Annotated in this window: 19 protein-coding genes; 11 read left to right on the plus strand and 8 right to left on the minus strand. The window is 35.2% G+C overall.

Annotated features, from left to right (window positions below; all coding sequences use genetic code 11):
* Positions 1-14 precede the first annotated feature (14 nt).
* From crr to A9G35_RS11840, 4 genes are all read right to left on the minus strand, one after another.
* Positions 15-518 carry a PTS glucose transporter subunit IIA gene (gene crr / locus A9G35_RS11825; protein ID WP_034911117.1) on the minus strand — a complete coding sequence of 168 codons (504 nt, stop codon included), beginning with the start codon at positions 516-518 and terminating at the stop codon, positions 15-17.
* A gap of 9 nt (positions 519-527) precedes the next feature.
* A complete protein-coding gene (gene ptsI, locus A9G35_RS11830; protein WP_065637039.1) occupies positions 528-2255 on the minus strand; it encodes a phosphoenolpyruvate-protein phosphotransferase PtsI in 1728 nt (575 codons plus the stop codon).
* A gap of 52 nt (positions 2256-2307) precedes the next feature.
* Positions 2308-2565, minus strand: a complete 258-nt coding sequence (ptsH, locus tag A9G35_RS11835; protein WP_065637040.1) for a phosphocarrier protein Hpr — start codon at positions 2563-2565, stop codon at positions 2308-2310.
* A 155-nt stretch (positions 2566-2720) separates the two neighbouring features.
* On the minus strand, positions 2721-3083 hold the full coding sequence (locus A9G35_RS11840) for a hypothetical protein (protein WP_065637041.1): 363 nt from the start codon (positions 3081-3083) through the stop codon (positions 2721-2723).
* 124 nt (positions 3084-3207) lie between these two features.
* Here A9G35_RS11840 and A9G35_RS11845 point away from each other — a divergent pair, with 124 nt between their 5' ends.
* On the plus strand, positions 3208-3750 hold the full coding sequence (locus tag A9G35_RS11845; protein ID WP_065637042.1) for a UPF0149 family protein: 543 nt from the start codon (positions 3208-3210) through the stop codon (positions 3748-3750).
* A gap of 44 nt (positions 3751-3794) precedes the next feature.
* Complete coding sequence (gene pepP / locus A9G35_RS11850; RefSeq protein ID WP_442903182.1) at positions 3795-5111, plus strand: Xaa-Pro aminopeptidase; 1317 nt, start codon at positions 3795-3797, stop codon at positions 5109-5111.
* 63 nt (positions 5112-5174) lie between these two features.
* On the opposite strand, the gene A9G35_RS11855 is transcribed toward pepP, so the two are convergent.
* Positions 5175-6002, minus strand: coding sequence for a TonB family protein (locus tag A9G35_RS11855; RefSeq protein ID WP_176700369.1), 828 nt, complete (start codon positions 6000-6002; stop codon positions 5175-5177).
* Between the two features lie 156 nt (positions 6003-6158).
* Between A9G35_RS11855 and ispB the strand changes: the two genes are divergently transcribed.
* Together ispB and A9G35_RS11865 are read left to right on the plus strand one after the other, a co-directional pair.
* A complete protein-coding gene (gene ispB, locus A9G35_RS11860) occupies positions 6159-7145 on the plus strand; it encodes an octaprenyl diphosphate synthase (protein WP_065561050.1) in 987 nt (328 codons plus the stop codon).
* A 109-nt stretch (positions 7146-7254) separates the two neighbouring features.
* On the plus strand, positions 7255-8127 hold the full coding sequence (locus tag A9G35_RS11865) for an EamA family transporter (protein WP_065637044.1): 873 nt from the start codon (positions 7255-7257) through the stop codon (positions 8125-8127).
* Positions 8128-8247: 120 nt separating this feature from the next.
* Here the strand turns inward: A9G35_RS11865 and ffh are convergent, their stop codons facing one another.
* Positions 8248-9615, minus strand: a complete 1368-nt coding sequence (ffh, locus tag A9G35_RS11870) for a signal recognition particle protein (protein ID WP_065561048.1) — start codon at positions 9613-9615, stop codon at positions 8248-8250.
* Between the two features lie 190 nt (positions 9616-9805).
* On the opposite strand from ffh, the gene A9G35_RS11875 reads away from it, so the two are divergent.
* From A9G35_RS11875 to galU, 6 genes are all read left to right on the plus strand, one after another.
* Complete coding sequence (locus A9G35_RS11875; protein ID WP_065561047.1) at positions 9806-10189, plus strand: RidA family protein; 384 nt, start codon at positions 9806-9808, stop codon at positions 10187-10189.
* A 269-nt stretch (positions 10190-10458) separates the two neighbouring features.
* Positions 10459-11661, plus strand: a complete 1203-nt coding sequence (locus tag A9G35_RS11880) for an amino acid aminotransferase (RefSeq protein WP_065637045.1) — start codon at positions 10459-10461, stop codon at positions 11659-11661.
* 35 nt (positions 11662-11696) lie between these two features.
* Positions 11697-11828, plus strand: coding sequence for an entericidin A/B family lipoprotein (locus A9G35_RS11885; RefSeq protein WP_202112501.1), 132 nt, complete (start codon positions 11697-11699; stop codon positions 11826-11828).
* A 54-nt stretch (positions 11829-11882) separates the two neighbouring features.
* A complete protein-coding gene (locus tag A9G35_RS11890; RefSeq protein ID WP_065609934.1) occupies positions 11883-12398 on the plus strand; it encodes a hypothetical protein in 516 nt (171 codons plus the stop codon).
* A complete protein-coding gene (locus tag A9G35_RS11895) occupies positions 12395-12913 on the plus strand; it encodes a DUF2569 domain-containing protein (RefSeq protein ID WP_065637046.1) in 519 nt (172 codons plus the stop codon). Before A9G35_RS11890 ends, A9G35_RS11895 begins: the two co-directional genes overlap by 4 nt.
* Before the next feature lie 19 nt (positions 12914-12932).
* Positions 12933-13847 carry a UTP--glucose-1-phosphate uridylyltransferase GalU gene (galU, locus tag A9G35_RS11900; protein WP_065637047.1) on the plus strand — a complete coding sequence of 305 codons (915 nt, stop codon included), beginning with the start codon at positions 12933-12935 and terminating at the stop codon, positions 13845-13847.
* 151 nt (positions 13848-13998) lie between these two features.
* Here galU and glnD read toward each other — a convergent pair whose 3' ends face one another.
* Positions 13999-16653 carry a bifunctional uridylyltransferase/uridylyl-removing protein GlnD gene (glnD, locus tag A9G35_RS11905; protein ID WP_065637048.1) on the minus strand — a complete coding sequence of 885 codons (2655 nt, stop codon included), beginning with the start codon at positions 16651-16653 and terminating at the stop codon, positions 13999-14001.
* Positions 16654-17154: 501 nt separating this feature from the next.
* Here glnD and A9G35_RS11910 point away from each other — a divergent pair.
* Positions 17155-18051: a DMT family transporter gene (locus tag A9G35_RS11910; RefSeq protein WP_065637049.1), complete on the plus strand. Its 897-nt coding sequence runs from the start codon at positions 17155-17157 to the stop codon at positions 18049-18051.
* Between the two features lie 75 nt (positions 18052-18126).
* On the opposite strand, the gene mprF is transcribed toward A9G35_RS11910, so the two are convergent.
* On the minus strand, positions 18127-22011 hold the full coding sequence (gene mprF, locus A9G35_RS11915; RefSeq protein ID WP_065637050.1) for a bifunctional lysylphosphatidylglycerol flippase/synthetase MprF: 3885 nt from the start codon (positions 22009-22011) through the stop codon (positions 18127-18129).
* Positions 22012-22131: the final 120 nt, after the last annotated feature.

Raw genomic sequence — 22131 nt, forward strand, 5'->3', positions numbered from 1 at the left:
TAATAGTGAAAAAATTATTTTTTCACACGCATTATTGGAGTTTTACCTGCTTCGACAGAGCCAGATAATTTATTTAATTCTATTATGGTTTCCATATTAGAAATAACTACCGGAGTTAATACGGATTTAGCTTTGCTTTCAAGTAGAGGTAAATCAATTTCAATAATGGTATCACCTACTTTTACCTGCTGACCTTCTTCAGCAACTCGTTTGAAGCCTTCACCTTTTAGTTCTACTGTATCAATACCAAAGTGAACAAAAAGCTCAATGCCTTCATCCGATTCTATAGCAAAAGCGTGGTTGGTTTCGAAAATTTTGCCTATTTTTCCACTTAATGGAGCGACAATTTTATTACCAGAAGGTTTAATTGCTACCCCATCACCAACGATTTTTTCAGCAAAAACCACATCTGGTACATCTTCGATTTTGACAATTTCGCCACTTAAGGGAGCAATAATCTCGATGCTGTTTTTATTATCATCGGATACGAATTGCTTAATTTTATCGAATAGACCCATTATTGCCTCCTAACAAATTTGCTTTTCAGCAGTGTAATTTTCAATTAAATCAATAATTTCTTTAGAAGTTGCTTTTTCTAATACAGTATCAGCAAATTTTTTCGCTTCTTCATAGTTAGTATTGCGAATTAATTTTTTGATTTTAGGAATTGATACTGCACTCATACTAAATTCATCAAGTCCCATGCCGAGCAATAAGATTGTGGCTCTTTCATCACCGGCAAGCTCTCCACACATACCTGTCCATTTACCTTCTTTATGAGAAGCATCGATAACATTTTTAATCAGCGTTAACACTGAAGGCGAAAACGGATTATAAAGATGAGAAATTAATTCATTACCACGGTCAACGGCAAGCGTATATTGTGTTAAGTCATTGGTACCGATACTAAAAAAGTCTACTTCCTTGGCTAAGTGATGTGCAATCACAGCTGCAGCTGGAGTTTCAATCATTACACCGATTTCAATATTTTTATCAAATGATTTTCCTTCAGCAGTCAATTGTTCTTTAAGAGTATTGATTTCGGATTTTAATGTTCGGATTTCTTCAACAGAAATAATCATAGGGAACATAATGCGTAATTTACCAAATGCTGATGCACGCAAAATTGCGCGTAATTGTGCATGAAGTACTTCTTTACGATCTAAACAGATTCGAATTGCTCGCCAACCTAAGAATGGATTTTCTTCTTTTGGTAAATGCATATAAGGTACATCTTTATCACCACCAATATCCATGGTTCGAACAATAATTGATAGGCCATTAGCTGCTTCAGCAACTTCTTTGTAGGCCTTAAATTGTTCCTCTTCGTTTGGATATGCTTCACGATCCATGAATAAAAATTCAGTACGATAAAGCCCAACCCCCTCGTAGCCATTACGCTCAGCTCCAGCAATATCACGAACAGTACCGATGTTACTACAAATTTCTACTTGATGACCATCAAGTGTGACAGCAGGTAAATCTTTTAATTTTGCCAATTCTTCTTTATCGGCAATGTATTTTGTCTGAACTTGTTTTAGTTTTTCTTGAGTGCTGTGATCTGGATTAATATAAATAGCATTATTTATTGCATCTAAAATAATAAAATCACCATGTTTGATCTCTTGCGTAGCATTAGATGTACCAACAATAGCAGGGATTTCCAAAGAGCGAGCCATAATTGATGTGTGTGAAGTACGGCCACCTGCGTCAGTAATAAAACCTAATACCATGTCTAAGTTTAATTGCGCGGTTTCTGATGGTGTTAAGTCAGTAGCAACTAAAACACATGGTTGGCTTATTGCACTCAAGTCAACAATTTCGATACCTAAAATATTTTTAAGTAATCGTTTACCGATATCACGAATATCGGCAGCACGCTCTTTTAAATATTCATCATCTAAGTTTTCTAATTCTTTAGCTTGAGTTTCAAAAACAGATTGGACCGCAGCGTCTGCACTTGAATGTTTGCTTTGAATACGAGAAATCACTTCTTGTTCAAGATCTTCATCTTCAAGAAGCATGATATGCCCTTCAAAAATAGCAGCTTTATCTTCGCCTAATGTTGATTTTGCGCGCTCCATAATTGCGTGTAACTGTTCACTTGATTTTTCTCGAGCAGCCTTGAAACGTTCGATTTCAGAGTCAATTTTATTATCAACAATTTGTCTATTATTAATAACAATTGGTTCTTCTTTTAGTAATAACGCTTTAGCAAAAGCGATCCCGGGGGAAACAAGTATACCTGATACCATAACATTTAATCCTTATTCAATTTCAAAACCTTTCATAGCTAATCGAGAGTTATTATTCCAATTCAGGAATTAATTTTACTAAATGATCAACTGCTTCTTTTTCATCTTCACCTTCGGCTGCGATGGTAATAATTGTGCCTTGTGTCAAACCTAATGTTTGTAATTTAAATAGGCTTTTAGCACTTGCACTTTTACCATTAGATGTGACAGTAATTTCTGCATTAAAGTTTTTGGCTTCTTTCACAAATTGCGCAGCAGGGCGAGTATGAAGACCATTAGATGCAGTAATGGTTACATCTTGTTTGTACATATTATTGTTACTCCCAAAAATATTTTCATTCTAGCGACCAATATAAATAAAAACTGTCTGAAAGGCTAGTAAGATTTTTCATATATCTTTTATATTAACTCAATCTTATTAGCTTTAATTTATAAAGATAGCTATCTTTTATTAATACTATTTTATTAATATCGGTAGATACGAGTGATTCTATCACTACATTTTTTAAATTCTACCTGTCCATGGATTCCATGTTTGATGTTTTCAAACACAATTTCTTCACTACCATCAAGTTGTGAGGCGTGAATTTCCTCTTTACAGAAAGTTTCAAATCGCTGTAATTCTTGTTCACCATTACCCATTTTATATGATTTAGGTAAATCTTGACTGGTTACATTGGTCTGTATTTTATCCTGTACATCAAGGATAATGACACCTTTATTAGGTAAAAATGAACTACAGGATGCTAGCAAAAACACTAATCCTGAAAAACATAATAGACTTAATCGTTGCAGAGGTAATTTGGCAATTAACCTAACAATGTTCAAAATAATTCCTTTATAAAGCACAGTAACCTGTTTATTATTTGCAATTGGATACGGATTATATACTAATAATCAAAGAAAGTGCAGAGTGCATTTTTAGTGATATTACAAAATTAAGGTGGAGTTTATGTCTGATGCTATTAATTACGACGAATTTAATCGTCAACTAATTCAAAATAAATTCGGTATTACCGCTGCTGAGTTTCATGGTTTTCTTTCTGGAATTTTAGCCGGTGGTAATCATGACGAAAGTTGGCGTTCCTTAGTTAAAGATATGTTGAATAATGGACAGGAGATTGATGAGCGATTAGATGAGCAAATAAAAACGCTTTATCAATTAACAAAACAACAATTTTTTAATGAAAATTTTGAATTTGAGCTGTTGCTTAGTCATCATGACTTGTTTACGCAAATTGATGATTTGGTTGGCTGGGTGAATCACTTTTTGCTTGGTATTGGAATTGCACAGCCAAAAATAAATCACCTTAAAGGTGATGTTGGTGAAGCAATCTATGATCTACGCCAAATTGTTAAATTGGGTTATGATGAAAGTGAAGATCAACAAGAACTTGGTTTTGCATTTGAAGAAATTAAAGAGTATGTTCGTATAACTGCTATGCTCTGTTTTGATGAGTTTAACGAGCCCGATATAGCTACAACGATTCATTAATTAATGTTAATAATTACATCCCATAAAATAAGGCCATAACTATGATAAACAGCAATATCAAAACAGAACTATTGACACGACGGGAAAAACTATTAGACCAAATGACGGCAAATAGCGTTGCACTTTTTTTTGCAGCCCCTGAAATGACACGCAGTAATGACACAAATTACCCCTATCGACAAAATAGTGATTTTTGGTATTTTACGCTTTTTGCTGAGCCAGAAGCAGTTTTTATTATTGTTAAACAACAAGATAATTCAACTAAATTTGTGTTATTTAATCGCAAAAAAGATCCGTTAGCCGAAACTTGGACTGGTTACCGCTTAGGACAACAAGCAGCGCTAGATGCTATTTTTGTTGATGAAGCCTATGCATTTGATGAAATTGCTACCATATTGCCTGATATATTGAATGGTAAAACAGCAATCTATCATGCTGATCAACAATATGATTATGCTGATAACATTGTTGATAATGCGATGGAAACGTTGCGAAAAGGTAATAAATTGAATCTTTCCGCACCCAATTGCATGATTGATTGGCGACCGCTAGTTCATGAAATGCGCATGTTTAAATCTGACTTTGAAATGGCTATTTTACGCCAAGCTTGTCAAATTAGTGCTAAAGCACATGTTCGCGCTATGCAAAAATGTCAGCCAACTATGTTTGAATACCAGCTAGAATCCGAAATTTTACACGAATTTGCTTGGCATGGTGCACGAGCACCATCTTATAACACCATTGTTGGTAGTGGTAATAATGGATGTATACTGCATTATGAAAATAATAGTCAGCAGTTAAAAGATGGCGATTTAGTTTTAATTGATGCGGGTTGTGAATATCAGTACTATGCAGGCGATATAACTCGCACTTTTCCTATCAATGGCAAATTTAACCACGCTCAACTTGAAATTTATAACATCGTTTTAGCATCACAATATCAAGCCATTAAATTATTTAAACCGGGCACTTCAATTATGGAAGTCAATAATCAAGTTGTAAGAACGATGGTAGAAGGTTTAGTAAAACTCGGGATTATGCAAGGTGATGTTGATAGCTTAATTGCTAATAAAGCTTATACACAATATTACATGCACGGTTTAGGCCATTGGTTAGGTATTGATGTGCATGATGTTGGTAGTGGACGAGATCGAATTTTAGAGCCAGGAATGGTATTGACCGTTGAACCAGGGCTTTATATTAATCAAGAATCAGATGTACCAGCACAATATAAAGGTATCGGTATTCGGATCGAAGATAACATTTTAATTACTGACACAGGAAATGAAGTTTTGACAGGTGATGTTCCAAAAGATCCAGCCGAAATTGAAAAATTAATGGAAAATAAATTTACTCATTAATTGTGTCGTTACCGTAATTTTTAAAATAAAAATTACGGTTTTTTGTTTTCATCTACCTAATTATTAATCCAACTTAATTGATTTATCACGGTTAAAAATAATTCTAATTTTTAGGTCTTTTGCTGGAATTGGTTTGTACTTCCAAGTTTTCATGGCATTTATTACCGAACGATTAAATATATTATTAGGATTTGCTTCAACAATGCGAATATTTTCAACTCGCCCATCGCTGTTAATATCAAACATTGCTACCACGTAGCCTTCTAAGCGCATATCAAGCGCTCGGCGTGGATACTCAGGTTGATTCCGTCTAATTGGAGAAGGATTACCTGAATATTGGCGATTATCTGAAAGTTTGGGTGCAACAGAGGTATTTGCCAAATTATCACTAACCACTTCTTGCCTAACTTGTTTATGAGAAGCTTTTTGGACTGGCCTGCGCTTTTTTTTCGGCTTTTTCTCTTTTTTTACTACAACTTCCTTTTGGGGTTCAACCGTTGATTTATCGGATATTTTTTCGAGAATAGATTCAGGATTTTCTTCCTTAACTACTTCAGGTTCAACAACAGGATCAACTGGTTTTTCTTCAATTTGTTTGTTATCGATCAGTTCACTATTTTCCGCACCTTGAATTTCAGGGGTATTTTCAACTAATGATTGTTCAGGGGCGGCAAATTGCGATAGATCGACCATAATAGCTTTAATCGCATTATCGCCTTCATCAACAGCAACATTTTTAGCAAACAAGACAGAACTAAAGAGCAGAGCAAATAAGATCAGATGCGACAATACAGAAACTGATGTACATACATAGGTGTTTTTAGGTTTTTTTTTAATTGGACTCAAAGGGGTCTTAGTATCATCGAGATCTATATCAAAGTTAATCTTCATAATAATAATCATATTTAACTTAATGACAGTTATTCTAAATGAAAATGCTTATCATTTGTAGTATTATTTTAAAATAAGATGGATGATACCTTGTTGCATAAAGATATTTATCAGATAATAGAAAATAAATATCTATTATTTGTAGTGGTTAGGCTGATGAATACTCCATCAATGAATCAAATACTCGATCTTGTTAAAAATGATTTAGTCAAAGTAAATGAGGCAATACAGGCAGAACTAACTTCTGATGTGGCTTTAATTAATCAATTAGGCAATTACATCATTAGTAGTGGTGGCAAACGTATACGTCCTGTTATCGCATTATTAATAGCCAAAGCACTCAACTACCAAGGCGATAAACATATTATCACTGCTGCTTTTATTGAATTTATTCATACCGCCACCTTATTGCATGATGATGTTGTTGACGAATCCGATTTACGCCGAGGCAAATCAACCGCCAATGCACTTTTTGGCAATGCCGCGAGCGTATTAGTTGGCGATTATATTTACACACGCTCTTTTCAAATGATGGTACGTACAGAATCGTTTAAAGTATTGACGATCATGTCGGCTGCAACCAATGTAATAGCTGAAGGTGAAGTACAACAGTTGATTAATTGTAACGATCCAGATATCACAAAAGAACAATATTTAGATGTAATTTATCGAAAAACGGCACGTCTATTTGAAGCAACATCGCATTCTGCTGCTGTCCTAGCTGGAGCTAGTGAGAAGCAAGAACTCGCCTTACAAGAATATGGAAAATATTTAGGCACAGCCTTTCAAATCATTGATGATCTACTCGATTATAGCGCTGATAGCATCCAAAAATTAGGTAAAAATTTAGGGGACGATCTTAACGAAGGCAAGCCCACTCTACCGCTTTTACATGCTATGCACCACACAAAAAACGCCCAAGATGCGGCATTAATACGCCAAGCAATAGAGCAAGGTAATGGTCGACAATTATTAGATCGCATTTTAAACATCATGGACGAATGTGGTTCGCTAGATTTTACGTTACAAACAGCCCAAAAAGAAGCGCAAAAAGCGTTTGACGTTATCGCAATTTTACCTGATTCGCCTTATAAACAAGCGTTACAAGATCTTGCCTTATTGTCAGTAAAAAGAGAAAACTAACTAGCCAACAAATCAATTGATAGTATATTTTTATACTCAAACACATAGTTATCGGAAACTTTTTATCAATAGTTTCATATACAATAAATTAAATTTAAGGTAATTATTTATGCTTAAAAGGTTTTGGCCTGTTTTGTTAATTTTTATCTCGATGATTTCAGTGCAAGGCAGTGCCTCAATAGCCAAATATCTGTTTCCTGTATTAGGGCCTGAAGGGATGACAGCTTGGCGATTATTTTTTTCAGCAATTATGCTAATTTTAATATTCAAGCCGTGGCGTAAAACACTGACAAAACAAGCACTAAAATACATTTTTTTATACGGTATTTCAATTGGTTGTATGAATTTAGCGTTTTACAACGCAATCGCAAGAATTCCGCTAGGTATTGCAGTTGCCATTGAACTCACGGGGCCAATTATGGTGGCGATGTGCATCTCGCGTAAAGTACTTGATTTTATTTGGTTAGGTGTTGCTATTATTGGCTTGGCTATGCTTTTACCCATTGAACAAGCTTCAAGCAATTTAGATCCCAAGGGTATTTTATTTGCGCTATTAGCTGGAAGTGGTTGGGCGTGTTACATCTTATTTGGACGCAAAGCCAGCACTATTTATGGCTCAGCCAGCGTAGCGATTGGATCAGTCATTGCTTCGTGCTTTTTATTTCCTATTGGAATTTGGCAAAGTGGCAGTACCATGTTTTCGTTGGAATTGCTCCCAATGGTTTTTCTGGTCTCATTATTAGCATCAGCAATCCCTTATGGATTAGACATGATTGCACTACCAAAATTACCGGCACAAACATTTAGTACATTAATGAGCTTATCGCCTGTTTTTGCCGCGCTTTCTGGGCTCATTGTTTTGCATGAACAACTAACCCACTACCAGTGCTTAGCCATTATTTTTATTATTACCTCATCAATAGGTACAGTGCTAACTATGAGTCGTCCAGTAAAAATAAAATCGAGTAAACCAAACAATTAAATAATTAAAACCACTATTGCACTATTTATAAGTGCGATAGTGGTTGTACGGCAAGCTATAGTTAACAGTTACTAAGTACTCAGATATAACTCATTTAATTGAAAATTTAGTATTAATGACTTAACGAGGAGGTAATCCCATACCACCGCCCATTAATCCTTTCATTTGGCGCATCATCTTCATCATGCCGCCACCTTTCATTTTTTTCATCATCTTTTGCATATCTTCGAACTGTTTTAACAGCTTGTTGACATCTTGAACCTGAGTTCCCGAACCGTTGGCAATACGACGTTTACGAGAACCTTTAATGATTTCAGGATTAGCACGCTCTTTTAATGTCATTGAACCAATGATTGCTTCCATTTTGATGGTAATTTTATCATCCATCTGTGCTTTAATATGATCAGGAAGTTGACCAACACCGGGTAATTTAGCTAACAAAGCCCCCATTCCGCCCATATTACGCATCTGTTTTAACTGATCTTGGAAATCGTTAAAATCAAATTTATCACCTTTTTTTAGCTTTTTGGCAATTTTTTCTGCTTTTTCGCGATCGACGTTACTTTGTAATTCTTCAATTAAAGATAGCACATCGCCCATACCTAAAATACGTGAAGCAATGCGATCAGGATAAAATGGCTCTAAAGCGTCTGTCTTTTCACCCATTCCTAAAAATTTAATTGGCTTACCGGTAATGTGGCGAATTGATAACGCTGCACCACCACGAGCATCCCCGTCAACTTTTGTTAAAATTACACCAGTAAGCGGTAATGCATCATTAAACGCTTTAGCGGTATTAGCGGCATCTTGCCCTGTCATAGCATCGACCACAAATAGTGTTTCAATTGGATTGACAGCATGATGGAGCGCTTTGATTTCATCCATCATATCGCTATCAACATGCAAACGGCCTGCTGTATCGACAATTAACACATCAAAAAATTGCAATTTAGCATGCGAAATAGCTTTATTAACGATACTGACTGGCTTTTCAGAAATATCAGATGGAAAAACTTCAACATCAATAGCTTTAGCTAACGTTTCGAGCTGTTTAATCGCAGCAGGGCGATAAACATCGGCAGAAACAACCAACACTTTCTTTTTATGTTTTTCTTTTAAAAATTTAGCTAGCTTAGCAACGCTCGTTGTTTTACCTGCCCCTTGCAAACCTGCCATTAAAATCACTGCAGGTGGTTGAGTTGCCAAATTGAGCGAACTATTAACCTCACCCATAGCAGTTGTTAATTCTGCCTGAACTATTTTGATAAATTCTTGACCTGGGGTTAAGCTCTTATTGACATCTAATCCAACAGCCTTTTCTTTAACTTGATTAATAAATTCACGAACTACGGGTAGTGCAACATCGGCCTCAAGTAGTGCCATACGAACATCGCGCAATGCATCTTTGATATTATCTTCAGATAATCTTCCTCGACCACTAATATTGCGGAATGTCTGTGATAAACGGTCGGTTAAATTCTCGAACATATTAACTCTCGTAATAAATGAAAAATTGCCATTATCATATCAGAAAATTTCAATAAGTCCCACGATCATAATTTTGCACTGACTTGACACAAAATTATGTTCCTGTTGAAATGAAGAAAGAGAAAAAGACGATTATTAATAATTACAAAACAGAATAGATTAGATTAGATTAAAAAGGAGAAAATCGGACATGGTAAAAGTAATTAGTACTGATAAAGCGCCAGCAGCTATTGGGCCTTATGTTCAAGCAGTAGATTTAGGTAATATGTTATTTGCCTCAGGACAAATTCCATTAGATCCAACAACGGGTGAAATGCCAACTTGTGTTAAAGAGCAAGCCAAACAAAGTTTAGCGAATGTTAAAGCGATCATCACTGCGGCAGGCTATCAAGTAAGTAATATCGTTAAAACGACTATTTTCTTAGCTGATATCAATGACTTTGCTACGGTAAATGCAGTATACGAAGCCTTTTTTATTGAAAATAATGCATCTTTCCCTGCACGTTCTTGCGTACAAGTAGCTCGAATTCCCAAAGATGCCAAAGTCGAAATCGAAGTTATTGCTGCTAAATAAATTTGCTTACCAGATTAGCACCAATAGGTGCTAATTTTTGTCAAAAAGTTTCAGGTAACTATGTGTTTCAGTATAAAATTAATATAAAAACATAATTTTTGGGGGTATTTTGTTCTTTAATTCCTCTTATTAAAAACGGCAATTTTCCAACCAAAAATCAACTTAATTATTTGCTATTAAACTATTATTTAATGATTGATCGCCAATAGAGTTGGTGCAATAATCTACAATTATTTATTATTATTATTTGTACCAATTGGATTGTAAAAATGTTTGAAAAAGTAGAGCCGTACGCAGGGGACCCCATCTTATCACTAGTAACTGAATTTATTAATGATAGTCGAGACAACAAAATAAATTTAAGTATTGGTTATTATTATGATGAAAATAGCATAGTGCCTCAATTACAATGTATTAAAACGGCGCGTGATTATATCTATCATCACAACCAAGATGCTCAATTGTATTTACCCATGAGTGGCCTACCAGCTTATTGCCAAGCGATCCAATCTTTATTATTTGGTGAAGATCATTCGGCCTCTAAAGATAAACGTATCGCAACGATACAAACCTTAGGTGGATCGGGGGCTCTTAAAATAGGTGCTGATTTTTTATTTCGCTATTTCTCAAATTCACAAGTATGGGTCAGCGATCCAACTTGGGAAAATCACATCGCCATTTTTAATGGTGCAGGTTTTAAAGTAAACCAATATCCTTACTTTGATGAACAAACATGTGGCGTAAAATTTGAAGCAATGCTTGAAACATTAAATCAATTACCTGCTAAAAGCATAGTCTTACTACACCCTTGTTGCCATAACCCAACTGGCGCTGATCTAACGCAAGCACAGTGGGATAAAGTAATAGCTGTTTTACAAGCACGAGATCTTATTCCATTTATGGATATTGCTTATCAAGGCTTTGGCAAAGGTATTGAACAAGACGTTTATGCGATTCGAAAAATGACAGATGCAGGATTGTGTGGATTTGTTAGTAACTCATTTTCGAAAACATTTTCACTTTATGGTGAACGAGTGGGGGGATTATCTGTTTTATGTGATAACAGCCAGATCGCTAACCGCGTGTTAGGGCAGTTACAAGCAACGGTTCGCCAAAATTATTCAACCCCAGCAGCATATGGCGTGCAGTTAGTGAGTTATGTTTTAAATAATCCAGAACTTAAAGCACAATGGTTAAAAGAAGTCGACTCTATGAGAACTCGCATCGTAACCATGCGATCAACTCTAGTTGAATTATTAAAAAAAGCGGCACCTGATTGTCATTTTGATTATTTAGTAAAACAGCAGGGCATGTTTAGTTATACCGGTTTTAGTAAAGAGCAAGTTACACAATTAAAAGATAATTTTGCTATTTATTTGGTGGGTAGCGGAAGAATGTGTGTAGCGGGTTTAAATCACCATAATATCGAACGTGTGGCAGAATCATTTGCTGCACTAAAACAATCATGTTAATAAAGGAGTGTATTTTTATGTTCCATAAAATGTTAATGCTAATATTAGGTATAGCAATGACGACTCTAGTTGTTGGATGTAACACCGTAAAAGGTGTTGGTCAAGATGTCGAATCGGGTGGAAAAGCCATTTCACACACAGCCGAAAAAGTGAGTGATAAAATGTAACTAAGGTTATAGACTATCTACAAATATTTTAATGTCTTAAATATATTTGGTTAAATGTCACGTATTTTATTTACAGTTACATTATTTTTACTTGTTGGGTGCAGCTCGTTAAACTTTCGAACTGCACCTTTAACTATGGAAAATTGTCAATATTCAAACCTGTCAGGTATTGAATTTTTATTAAACCCACTCCCTTCAAATAAACCAAGCTATCAGCATGTTTATATTAGCCAGAGTCGAGAAGGCAAACATTTGCCCAGTAGTTATGCAGGAATAAAAGGCAAATTAACCGATCAAATTCTTATTCGCAATTATCCCAAACAGACATTTTGGCGAACACCAAATTTATTCGAAAGAGCCTCTTTATATGATGATGGATATGATGACATTTACATCAGCAAAGCACAAAAAGAGGCACGTGATCGAAAAGCAAAATTTGTAGTAAGGCAAGCCGTGTTACAAAATTGCCAAATTGTTTATATCGCTATTGATTCTTTAGCTAAAGACAGAGATAATCCTTTGCTAATTGAATCTAACGATTTATCGATTATTAAACAGGTACAAAAATGATCAAGGAAAAAGAACTTAAAGGATTAGGCGGTTGGCTAATTTTAGTTGGTATTGAATTATTTTTTTGTTTTATTTTTATTGGATATGTTACTTTTTCTAGACTAAATGCGATTGATTTTATCGACGTATGGACAAAATTATTGGATCCCTACTCGGAAATGCACACAATTCATTTGGGTCTGTTTATTTTAGGTGACATGGGGCTAAATTGTCTATTTTTGCTTTTAAACGCTTATATTATATTTTTATATTTTACTAAAAGTTATAAATTTCCTAACTTTTTTATTATATTTAGTAGCAGTTTTATTGTTTTTAAGCTAATTCAAAGATGTTGGTATCTTTTTATAGTGTTACCATTTGAAGTTAAATTTGAGTTTTCTTTTATAAAAGATATTGTGATAGCAATCATTTATACCAGTATTTGGATTGCTTATGTGTTAAAGTCAGTGCGAGTCAAAAATACATTTGTTAATGGTCGCCATAGTGAAATTACTCATAGCGACATAATTAGTTAATTTGTTTTAAGGAAATAAAATGACATCAAATTTAGACAATTTAGTAAATGGAAAAGTAACAAAAGCGGTTATCCCTGTTGCAGGTTTGGGTACTCGTATGTTACCAGCAACTAAAGCTATTCCAAAAGAGATGCTCCCTGTTGTTGACAAGCCACTTATTCAATATGTAGTTAAAGAGTGTATTGCCGCAGGCATAACTGAAATTATATTTGTTACGCACTCATCAAAAAACTCAATTGAAAACCATTTCGATACTAGTTTTGAATTAGAAGCCATGTTAGAGGCGCGTGTTAAACGCCAACTATTACAAGAAGTACAGGGCATTTTACCTAAAAATGTTACCATAACTAGCGTCCGCCAAGGTTTGGCAAAAGGGCTTGGTCATGCGGTATTATGTGCTTATCCTTTAGTTGGTGATGAACCATTTGCTGTTGTTTTACCTGATGTGATTATCGATGAATACGAAAGTGACCTTGCTAGTGATAATTTAGCTGCAATGATCAAAAATTACCATGAAACCAAACATAGCCAAATCATGGTAGAGCCAGTGCCAAAAGAATTAGTTTCTTCTTACGGTATTGTTGATTGTCGTGGTCAAGAGCTATCTGCGGGTAATGTTGCACAAATGTACAGCGTAGTTGAAAAACCATCAGTTGAAGAAGCACCATCGAACCAATCCGTTGTTGGACGTTATGTTCTATCTGAAAAAATCTGGCCTCTACTTGCCAAAACTCCATTAGGTGCAGGTGGTGAAATTCAATTGACCGACGCAATTGCTATGTTACTTGAAGAAGATCCTGTCGATGCTTATTGCATAAAAGGCCGTAGTCATGACTGTGGTAATAAATTAGGTTATGTACAAACTTTTGTTCAATATGCAATGCGCCACAAAAGTTTGGGTAACGATGTTAAAGCTTGGTTAAAAACACTTTAGTTTTAACAATATCAAACAATACTAAAAAGGACACGGTTTGTGTCCTTTTTTTATTCATATAATGAACTTTGCCAACACCCGCTTTTTAACGTTTAGTACTCCTAACAAAATGTGATTTTAACAACTCGATATTTCCTACACCTATACATAATTAGCTCATTGCGTCGATGGCATTTATTATTGATTCTCGTAATTGATTACAGGTCATATCATCTAATGCATTATTATATTTACTAGTTAGGATAAATAAATCTTCAATATGTTCACCAATTGTGGCAATTTTAGCACTACGCAGTGATAAATCTAAATTAGCAAATATCTCACCGACACAAGCTAGTAATCCGGGTCTATCTAATGCAATAAGTTCCATATACGTTTGTCTTTCATTAAAAGAAGATAAAAAATTAACTTGCGTTGGTACACAAAAAGATTGCAACTTTTTCTTTGGTGGTTTGATTGATACACCTTGATAAACTGGGCGTTGCAGTGCCTTTTCAAGCGCTTTTATAATGTCTTGATGACGATCTTCTTGCACTGTTTGCCCATTTGGTTCAAGTACAATAAATGTATCAAGAGCAAATCCTTTTTTATTAGTGATGATAAGAGCATCGTGAATAGTTAAATTATGCATACTTAATATATTACAGACAGTTGCAAATAGATAGGGCCTGTCTGGTGAATAAATAAAAATTTCGCTACCACCATGATATGGGTTTGGATTAATTAACACTAAGGTTTGAGTTAAATCATGGTGTAATAAATTTTGGGCATGTACAACAATTTGTTCGGTTGTATAACGCAGAAAGTAGTCAACGCGATAGTTTTGCCAAAAATTCTTGATTTGCCATTCATCATAATTTTGCTTTAGTAACATGGCTAATGCTTCTTGCTTATGTTGTCTTGCGATATTTCGTTGCTCTGGAATTTGGTGAATACCTGAATCAAAAGATCGCATTGCGGTAAAATAAAGCTCACGCATTAGGCTTTGCTTCCAACTATTCCAAAGTGTTTCATTAGTTGCACAAACATCGGCAATAGTTAAACAAAGTAAATATTGTAAACGACGCTTACTTTTTACTAGTTGAATGAATTCTCGAATTACGGCAGGATCTTGCAAATCGCGATTTTGCGCAGTTACAGACATAAGTAAGTGATAACGCACTAACCAAATAATTAAATCGGTATCTTTGGCATCTAGCTGGTGTAATTGGCAAAATTTTTCAACTAGCTTTGCGCCTATTTCGGAATGATCACCATGTCGACCTTTACCAATATCATGAAATAATCCTGTGATAATTAGAAGTTCTGGTTTAGATAATTTAGTAAATACGGTTGAACTATTAGGATGTTTTTGTTTACCATCATCTGTTTTTAGATTATCTAATTCAATTAGCAATCGAATAGTATGTTCATCAACCGTATAGGCATGAAAAAGATCAAATTGCATCATTCCTGCAATATGTTTCCATTCTGGAATATATACGGCCAATATGCCATATTGGTGCATTGGTAAAATAGCTTTCTTTATTGCATCTGGATGTTTGATGATCATCATAAAGATTTGTCGAGCTTTAGGATCTTCGCATAGCAAAGTATTCAATTTTTTTCTTGCAGAACGTAGCTGCCTAATAGTATTTGAATAAAGCCCCGTAATTTGCGGATTAAGCAACATTGTATAAAAAAGCTGCATAATCATAACAGGATCTTTTTTAAAAATCTCATCATCTTTGACATCAATGAGTTTGTCACGAATTTGAAAATGTTCATCAATATCATAAGGTTTATTTTTTGAATTATGCTCAAGAATAGATTCATAAAATAGCTGTAATAACATTTGATTAAGTTCGGTAATATTGTGAGCAACGCGATAATAGTCGTGCATCATCTTCTCAACAGGCGCATTACCTTCGCCTTGATAGCCTAACATATTGGCAATGCTTAACTGACGATCAAATAGTAGACGATTATCATAACGTGTTATCACACAATGAAGCGCAAAACGCATTCGCCATAAAAATTTACGACACGTTTTGAAGTCTTCAATATCTTCAGGCGTTAAATAGTTGAAATCTGCTATTTTTTGTAAAAACTCGCCACCAAAATGGCGGATTGCTATCCATTGAATGATCTGCATGTCTCGCAACCCACCTGGGCTATTTTTTAAATCAGGCTCTAGATTATAAGAGGTGCTATGATATTGCTTGTGACGCTCTTGTTGTTCTTGAATTTTAGCTTTATAAAATTCTCGAGATGGCCAGATTTTATCGCTAAAAATTTGCTTGTGTAGTTCATCTAATAGTAATTGATTGCCAGAAATAAGTCTTGATTCAATCAAATTGGTCATAATTGATATATCATTTTTTGCTTCTTGTAAGCAAAGTCTTAATGTTCTAACACTATGCCCTATATCTAAATGCAAGTCCCATAACAAACGAACCAAATTGCCAATCTGTTTTTCAATTTCTTTGGTTAATGGATAATCGCTAAGAATCAAAATATCGATATCTGATAATGGATGCAATTCAGCCCGACCATAACCACCAACCGCTACCAATGCAATGCGATTGCGTTTAAAAAAAGAGGAAACATGTTTAGGAATTTGGTAAAAGCGCCATAATCGCTCAAGTAGCTGATCAATAAATTGACTACGTAAATGCACTAGCACATCAATATCAACCTGTTGCTTAAATTGCACCATAGACCATTGTTGAAAGGCTTCAAGCTGCTGTTTTAGATAAGTAATATTTATCTGATCATCATCAAAATCAAGCTGAGATATAAGGTAAGATAAGCGCTTTTTATTCATAGCAATAACATTAAAATTAAGGAAATCTGAACAAGATCCTTACCCGATTTAGTGTTGCTGTCAAGCAACAGTTTATTATTGTAACTACCTATAAAATAGTACAACCCCAAAATAAAAAATAATTCGATCATAAAAAAGCGGTATTATCTATTTAAAGTACACCAAACATGGTGTATAAAAATCACAAGCAACTTAATCTTAATTGCCATAAGTTAAGTTATTATTGACTTAAACTTCTGTACTAACTATTATCAATTAAAATTATCCGGTGTTTTAATGATTATTTGAGTATTAAACGCTATCATTGATAAGCATCTACACAAGTAGTTTTTTTAAATGCTTTAATCATATCGGAAAGTTCTATAATATCAGTGGATATCACAAACATACATATTATCGTATTGCGATTTAAAACATAAATAACCCGTTTAATTCCAACCGATTAAGCAGCAATCAAGCTTTGGTTACCAAATAGTTAATAAGCTAGCAGAGAGAATTTTCATGTTATTTTCAAAAAGAACACAAGGGCACCTTATTGCACTGATGACAGTGTTTATTTGGGGAACAACCTTTATTGCGACTAAAATTTTATTAACCGATTTTAAGCCAATTGAAATTTTATTTTTTCGATTTAGTTTGGGTTATATTGTTCTTTGGATCTTATCACCACATTTTTTTTCTTGGCAGGGTATTAAGCAAGAATTTATGTTTTTATGTGCAGGGCTTTGTGGTGTCACTTGTTACTTTTTATGTGAAAATATTGCATTAACCTACACAACAGCGTCTAACGTTGGCATCATTACCACTTTAGCGCCAATATTTACTGCCATATTATCAATATTTTTTTTAAAAGTCGAAACACCACCTAAGCGTTTTTATATTGGTTGTTTATTTGCCGTTGTAGGTGTTGGCCTAATTAGTTTTAATGGGCAGTTTGTACTTTCGCTCAATCCTCTTGGCGATTTGCTCACTATGTTGGCTTGTTTGTTTTGGGCGTGCTATTCGATTTTAACAAAAAAAAGTAGTAATTATGGTTACAATACGATTTTGTTAACAAGACGATTCTTTTTTTATGGTTTGATATTGATGTTTCCTGTGTTGTCTTTCTTTGATTTTGAATGGAATTTATCTCGTTTTACTTCTCCTATCAATTTGCTCAACATGCTATTTTTGGGTATTGGTGCTTCAGCAATTTGTTTTGCTTCTTGGAATTATGCTGTTAAATTAGTGGGTGCAGTTAAGATTAGTATCTATTTATATTTAGTGCCGATTCTTACCATTATTGCGGCTGTAGTTATTTTGAATGAGCCTTTTACTTGGATTGCAACTATAGGCACATTCTTTACACTCTGCGGTGTATTATTGTCAGAAGGAAAAATCCGCATAAAAAGAAACTAATACTTATAAAAAGCCCAAAGACACATGATAGCTTTGGGTTTGAAAACGGTTTTTATATTTAAGATGGTTAGTTAATTATTGCGCCCTTTTGTCAATTGCATCCATAATAATTTTCCCAAGGTGTTGGTAATTTTCATCAAAATGATGTCCCCCCGGTAATTTGAATGCTTCACCTTTCATTTCAGGTTGTAAACATCCGGTTTCGTCTTTTTCTTCTTCGCCATAAATGCAAAATAGTTTGCTAGCTGGGATTTTGCTGATTTCTGGACCAGTTTTTATTTCAGTACCTGACTGACCAAGCCAACCACTGATTTCGATTTCAAAATTAGCATCTTTTGAAAAGGCGATCATCACAATGGCTTGAACACTATTTTGATCTGTAGGTGATAACCGGTTATAAAGTGACGGTAAAATGTCACCTCCAAATGAATAGCCTGTAAGTACAAAACGAGTTGTTCCCCACTTTTCACGATATTGTTGCATCAAATAGCTGAGATCTTTGGCGCTACGCTCAACTGAACGGTGTTGCCAAAATAATTTTAATGCATCAACACCCACAACAGAATAACCGTTTGAAGCCATGTATTCGGCTGATACTTTATCTAAATCGCGCCAACCACCATCACCTGAATAATAAAGCGTCACCGTATTTGGATGAACTTCTTTGGTGGTTGCAGGTAATTCAATAACAGGTAGCTGCTCATGTTTGCCAAATAGAACTGATGCAAGATGCAGGCTTAATAGTTCAACTGGTGATGCTTGATATTCGCCAATTGATGTGGTGACAGCGATCTTCTTTTGTTGCCGCGGAAAGACTGCAACTTCTTCTTCAGGTGGATTATTCCAAATTACTTGCCATGTTCCATGGTTTGCTTGAGTTGGCAATGGATCATCGCAATCTTTATGATCTAATATAAATTCTATTGATAACGCTTTTGCATCGTCACGTTGTTGCTCGGCCAACCATCGATAAGCAAAAGTAGCGCCCTCGCGCATTCCTGCAACAGCAAAATCAGACTCACCCAATATTTTTACTGCTTGGTTAAATCGGTTTTGTTGTTCGGCACAACTTGCTTGTGGTTTTAGTTCAAATTGAACTAGTTTTGCTCCCATTTTTTTAGATAACTCTAAAAGTGTTTGTTCGGTAAAATGATTTTCATTAGTAGCAATAATTATCGCTGCGGCTTCAGCTGTTTGTTTAGGAGTTGCTGATATTAGTGAAAAATCATTGCTAATTGTTATCGTTTTTACTGATGCGCTGCTTTGATTTTTTACCCAATCCCAACCAATAAAGGCCAGTAATGTTATGAGTATTATGATTATTAGCAATAAAATATAGCGTAAAAGTTTTTTCATATTATGGTTTCTTACTTTTTTTAGTCCTGTTATTCCACCTGAAATGAGCATGGTTGTGTCAATGATCGCAACTAAAGGATCAAGCCCTGCTGGAACGGCCATATAACGGGGTTCCCAATGTGTTGCAAACTTCTCTTTAAAGCGCCGTAATCCTTGGAAATTATAAAAACGCCCACCTCGACGAAACACTAATGCTCCAAGTCTTTGAATCATTGGTGCACCACGACGACGTTGCATTCCGGCAAGTGGCACCATTCCTAAACTAAAGTATTTAAAGCCTTTTTCTTGATAGTGTAAAATCAAACCGACCATCAAAAATTCCATTGTTAATTTGGGTATATCTTGCACAACGCGCATTAAGTCGATACTGGCCGAATAGTTTTGCTCTGTTTCTAACAAATTAACAAAAGCAATAATTCGACCTTCATATTCAATAGCTGCGATTGTAAAATTATCTAAATATTGTTTAGAAAACGCCCCTAACGAAAAGCCTTTTTCGTTTGAATTTTTGTTTTTAAGCCAAGCATCAGATACCGCTTTTAACTCATCAAGCGGTGCCGTTTTTGGTGGGTAGAATTTTAAAGAAAGGCCATCGCGTTGACCACGATTCCATGTATAGCGAAGATCTTTATAAATTTTTGATGTTAAATCAAATATTTTTAAGTTAACTAATGCTTCTTCACCAAGTTTAACTGTGCGCAAACCAATATCCATATAAAAAGGCAGATTGGCTGCTTTGACTTGATAAAACACTGGGCGCAGGTGATGTTCGTCACATAAATCACGAAACGACCAAATCAAATCGGCTTTTTCGGCGTTATCACCTATTGGATCATAAAGCGCGACCATGCTTCGTCTACGTCTTGCGTACATAATAAATGCGCTTTGGTTGGCATTGAAAAGTAATGATTTATCACCACTCATAGCAAGCCCACCTTCAGGCTGTTTTGAACCTAAAATAATTTTGTAGGCTTTGTTAAGCTGTTCGTCGCTTGGTGTGTTTAAAATAGGTAATGCTGGGCGGAAAATCCAAAATAGCATCACACAACTTAATAAAATAAAGCTCCCTAACGCTGCTCGTAGCGCACGAGGAACTTTGCTATCTAACTCAAATTGCCACCATAATGCGTGGCTATAAGGAACATCTTGATAGATGAATAATATTACCCAGACAAAAAGGGCAATCATGCAAAAACAAATAGCAAAAAAATGAAAAGAAAACGGTATGATAATCAAGCGGCTTTTTCGATAAAAAGCATGTCTAAAATGGATTAATAAGAGGGTAACCAATAATAATATGCCTGCTTCTATCCAGTGTAATCCTCGTAGTAATGAAAGCACACTCCCCATCAGTAATAATATGACTGACACGCCCCAAGCTGAAAACAATCGACGGCGAAGCCCCATTGCAAGTAATAAACATAAAATACCAATTAAGCTAGCACTTAGGTGTGCAATATTAATCACTTTTTTGGGTATAAAAGTACTGACTAGTTGATGATTAAACCCAGGTAAGACACTTGAAAACATCATCACAACACCCGCAAAAAATACTGTCACAGCCATAACAGTAGCGGCAATGCCTGTTTCGGTTTGTTTAGCTTGTGGCGCTACTAAAAATGTTTTTCCTTCGTTTGCGAGTAATAAAATAGTGGCAGGAATAAGAGGCAGTAAAATATAAATAATACGGTAAATAAGTAGGGCAACTGTTAATGATGCGGTTCCAATTTCTGATGATAATACCGCTAACATAATGGCTTCAAATACACCTACACCACCAGGCACATGACTTAATACTCCTGCAACTAATGCGAGGATATAAATCATAATAAAAGTGAAAAAATTAGGTTGTATAGGCAACAAAAAGTAGAGTATAGCGCCGGCTAAAATAGCATCAAATAATGTAATAACAAGTTGGCAGCTTGCTAAACGCATGTTAGGTAAACGAATAGTCCATCGAAATAATTTAAATAATCGGGTGTCTTTATTTGGCTCTTGTGGCAATCGGTGGCAATATAAAAAAGCGAGTAATAAAGCATAGATGCTAAATACGCTGCCTGCTGTTAACCATACCCCACTTTTTGTTATATGAAGCGCTAACATGGTTTGATGGGGGTGAATAAGAGCGGCGATTGCAGCAAATAATGGTAATGAAAAGCCTAATGATAATGTCACAAAAAACGACATTCTAGCCACGTCGATGGTGGTTAAACCTTGTTTAAAGTAAAGACGACAACGCACCGCACCACCAGATAATGCCGATAGCCCGATTGCATTACCAATGGCCGAAGCACAAATTCCACCACTAATAATTGTTGAGGGTTTTAATTTAACACCGGCATAACGGGCAGCCGACCATTCGTAACAAATTAACATTAAGTAGCTGCCTATCGCACATAGGCTTGAAAATACAATTGCATGTGCTGGCAGGTGATTTATAGCATATTTTAACTCGTTAAGGTTGATTTCCTTAAGTAAGTGCCAACACACAACAAGCGCAATAAAAAAGATAGATAGGCCAAATAGTAAAGCTAAAAATTGGCGATAGCGGGTGAAGTATTCTATGAACTGCCAAGGCAAAACTTTACGCGCTGATATTTTCACTTAATCAACTCCAATATTTGCTTTAATAATATTTTTATCTGCGCATTTTACCTGCCCAATCTCGTTAAAACAATCATGAATGTATAAAAAATAGCCTCATTAAATTTCTTTTGATTTATG

This window comes from Gilliamella sp. Choc5-1, from assembly GCF_001690595.1.
Classification (GTDB): domain Bacteria; phylum Pseudomonadota; class Gammaproteobacteria; order Enterobacterales; family Orbaceae; genus Gilliamella; species Gilliamella apicola_M.

What these genes read in the sequence shown, in the direction of transcription:
- A9G35_RS11890 (WP_065609934.1), top strand. Translation starts at nt 11,883, where the DNA reads ATGTCACGTATTTTATTTACAGTTACATTATTTTTACTTGTTGGGTGC.
- A9G35_RS11880 (WP_065637045.1), top strand. Translation starts at nt 10,459, where the DNA reads ATGTTTGAAAAAGTAGAGCCGTACGCAGGGGACCCCATCTTATCACTA.
- galU (WP_065637047.1), top strand. Translation starts at nt 12,933, where the DNA reads ATGACATCAAATTTAGACAATTTAGTAAATGGAAAAGTAACAAAAGCG.
- A9G35_RS11865 (WP_065637044.1), top strand. Translation starts at nt 7,255, where the DNA reads ATGCTTAAAAGGTTTTGGCCTGTTTTGTTAATTTTTATCTCGATGATT.
- ptsH (WP_065637040.1), bottom strand. Translation starts at nt 2,565, where the DNA reads ATGTACAAACAAGATGTAACCATTACTGCATCTAATGGTCTTCATACT.
- A9G35_RS11910 (WP_065637049.1), top strand. Translation starts at nt 17,155, where the DNA reads ATGTTATTTTCAAAAAGAACACAAGGGCACCTTATTGCACTGATGACA.
- ispB (WP_065561050.1), top strand. Translation starts at nt 6,159, where the DNA reads ATGAATACTCCATCAATGAATCAAATACTCGATCTTGTTAAAAATGAT.
- A9G35_RS11895 (WP_065637046.1), top strand. Translation starts at nt 12,395, where the DNA reads ATGATCAAGGAAAAAGAACTTAAAGGATTAGGCGGTTGGCTAATTTTA.
- A9G35_RS11855 (WP_176700369.1), bottom strand. Translation starts at nt 6,002, where the DNA reads ATGAAGATTAACTTTGATATAGATCTCGATGATACTAAGACCCCTTTG.
- glnD (WP_065637048.1), bottom strand. Translation starts at nt 16,653, where the DNA reads ATGAATAAAAAGCGCTTATCTTACCTTATATCTCAGCTTGATTTTGAT.
- ptsI (WP_065637039.1), bottom strand. Translation starts at nt 2,255, where the DNA reads ATGGTATCAGGTATACTTGTTTCCCCCGGGATCGCTTTTGCTAAAGCG.
- A9G35_RS11845 (WP_065637042.1), top strand. Translation starts at nt 3,208, where the DNA reads ATGTCTGATGCTATTAATTACGACGAATTTAATCGTCAACTAATTCAA.
- ffh (WP_065561048.1), bottom strand. Translation starts at nt 9,615, where the DNA reads ATGTTCGAGAATTTAACCGACCGTTTATCACAGACATTCCGCAATATT.
- A9G35_RS11875 (WP_065561047.1), top strand. Translation starts at nt 9,806, where the DNA reads ATGGTAAAAGTAATTAGTACTGATAAAGCGCCAGCAGCTATTGGGCCT.
- A9G35_RS11885 (WP_202112501.1), top strand. Translation starts at nt 11,697, where the DNA reads ATGCTAATATTAGGTATAGCAATGACGACTCTAGTTGTTGGATGTAAC.
- crr (WP_034911117.1), bottom strand. Translation starts at nt 518, where the DNA reads ATGGGTCTATTCGATAAAATTAAGCAATTCGTATCCGATGATAATAAA.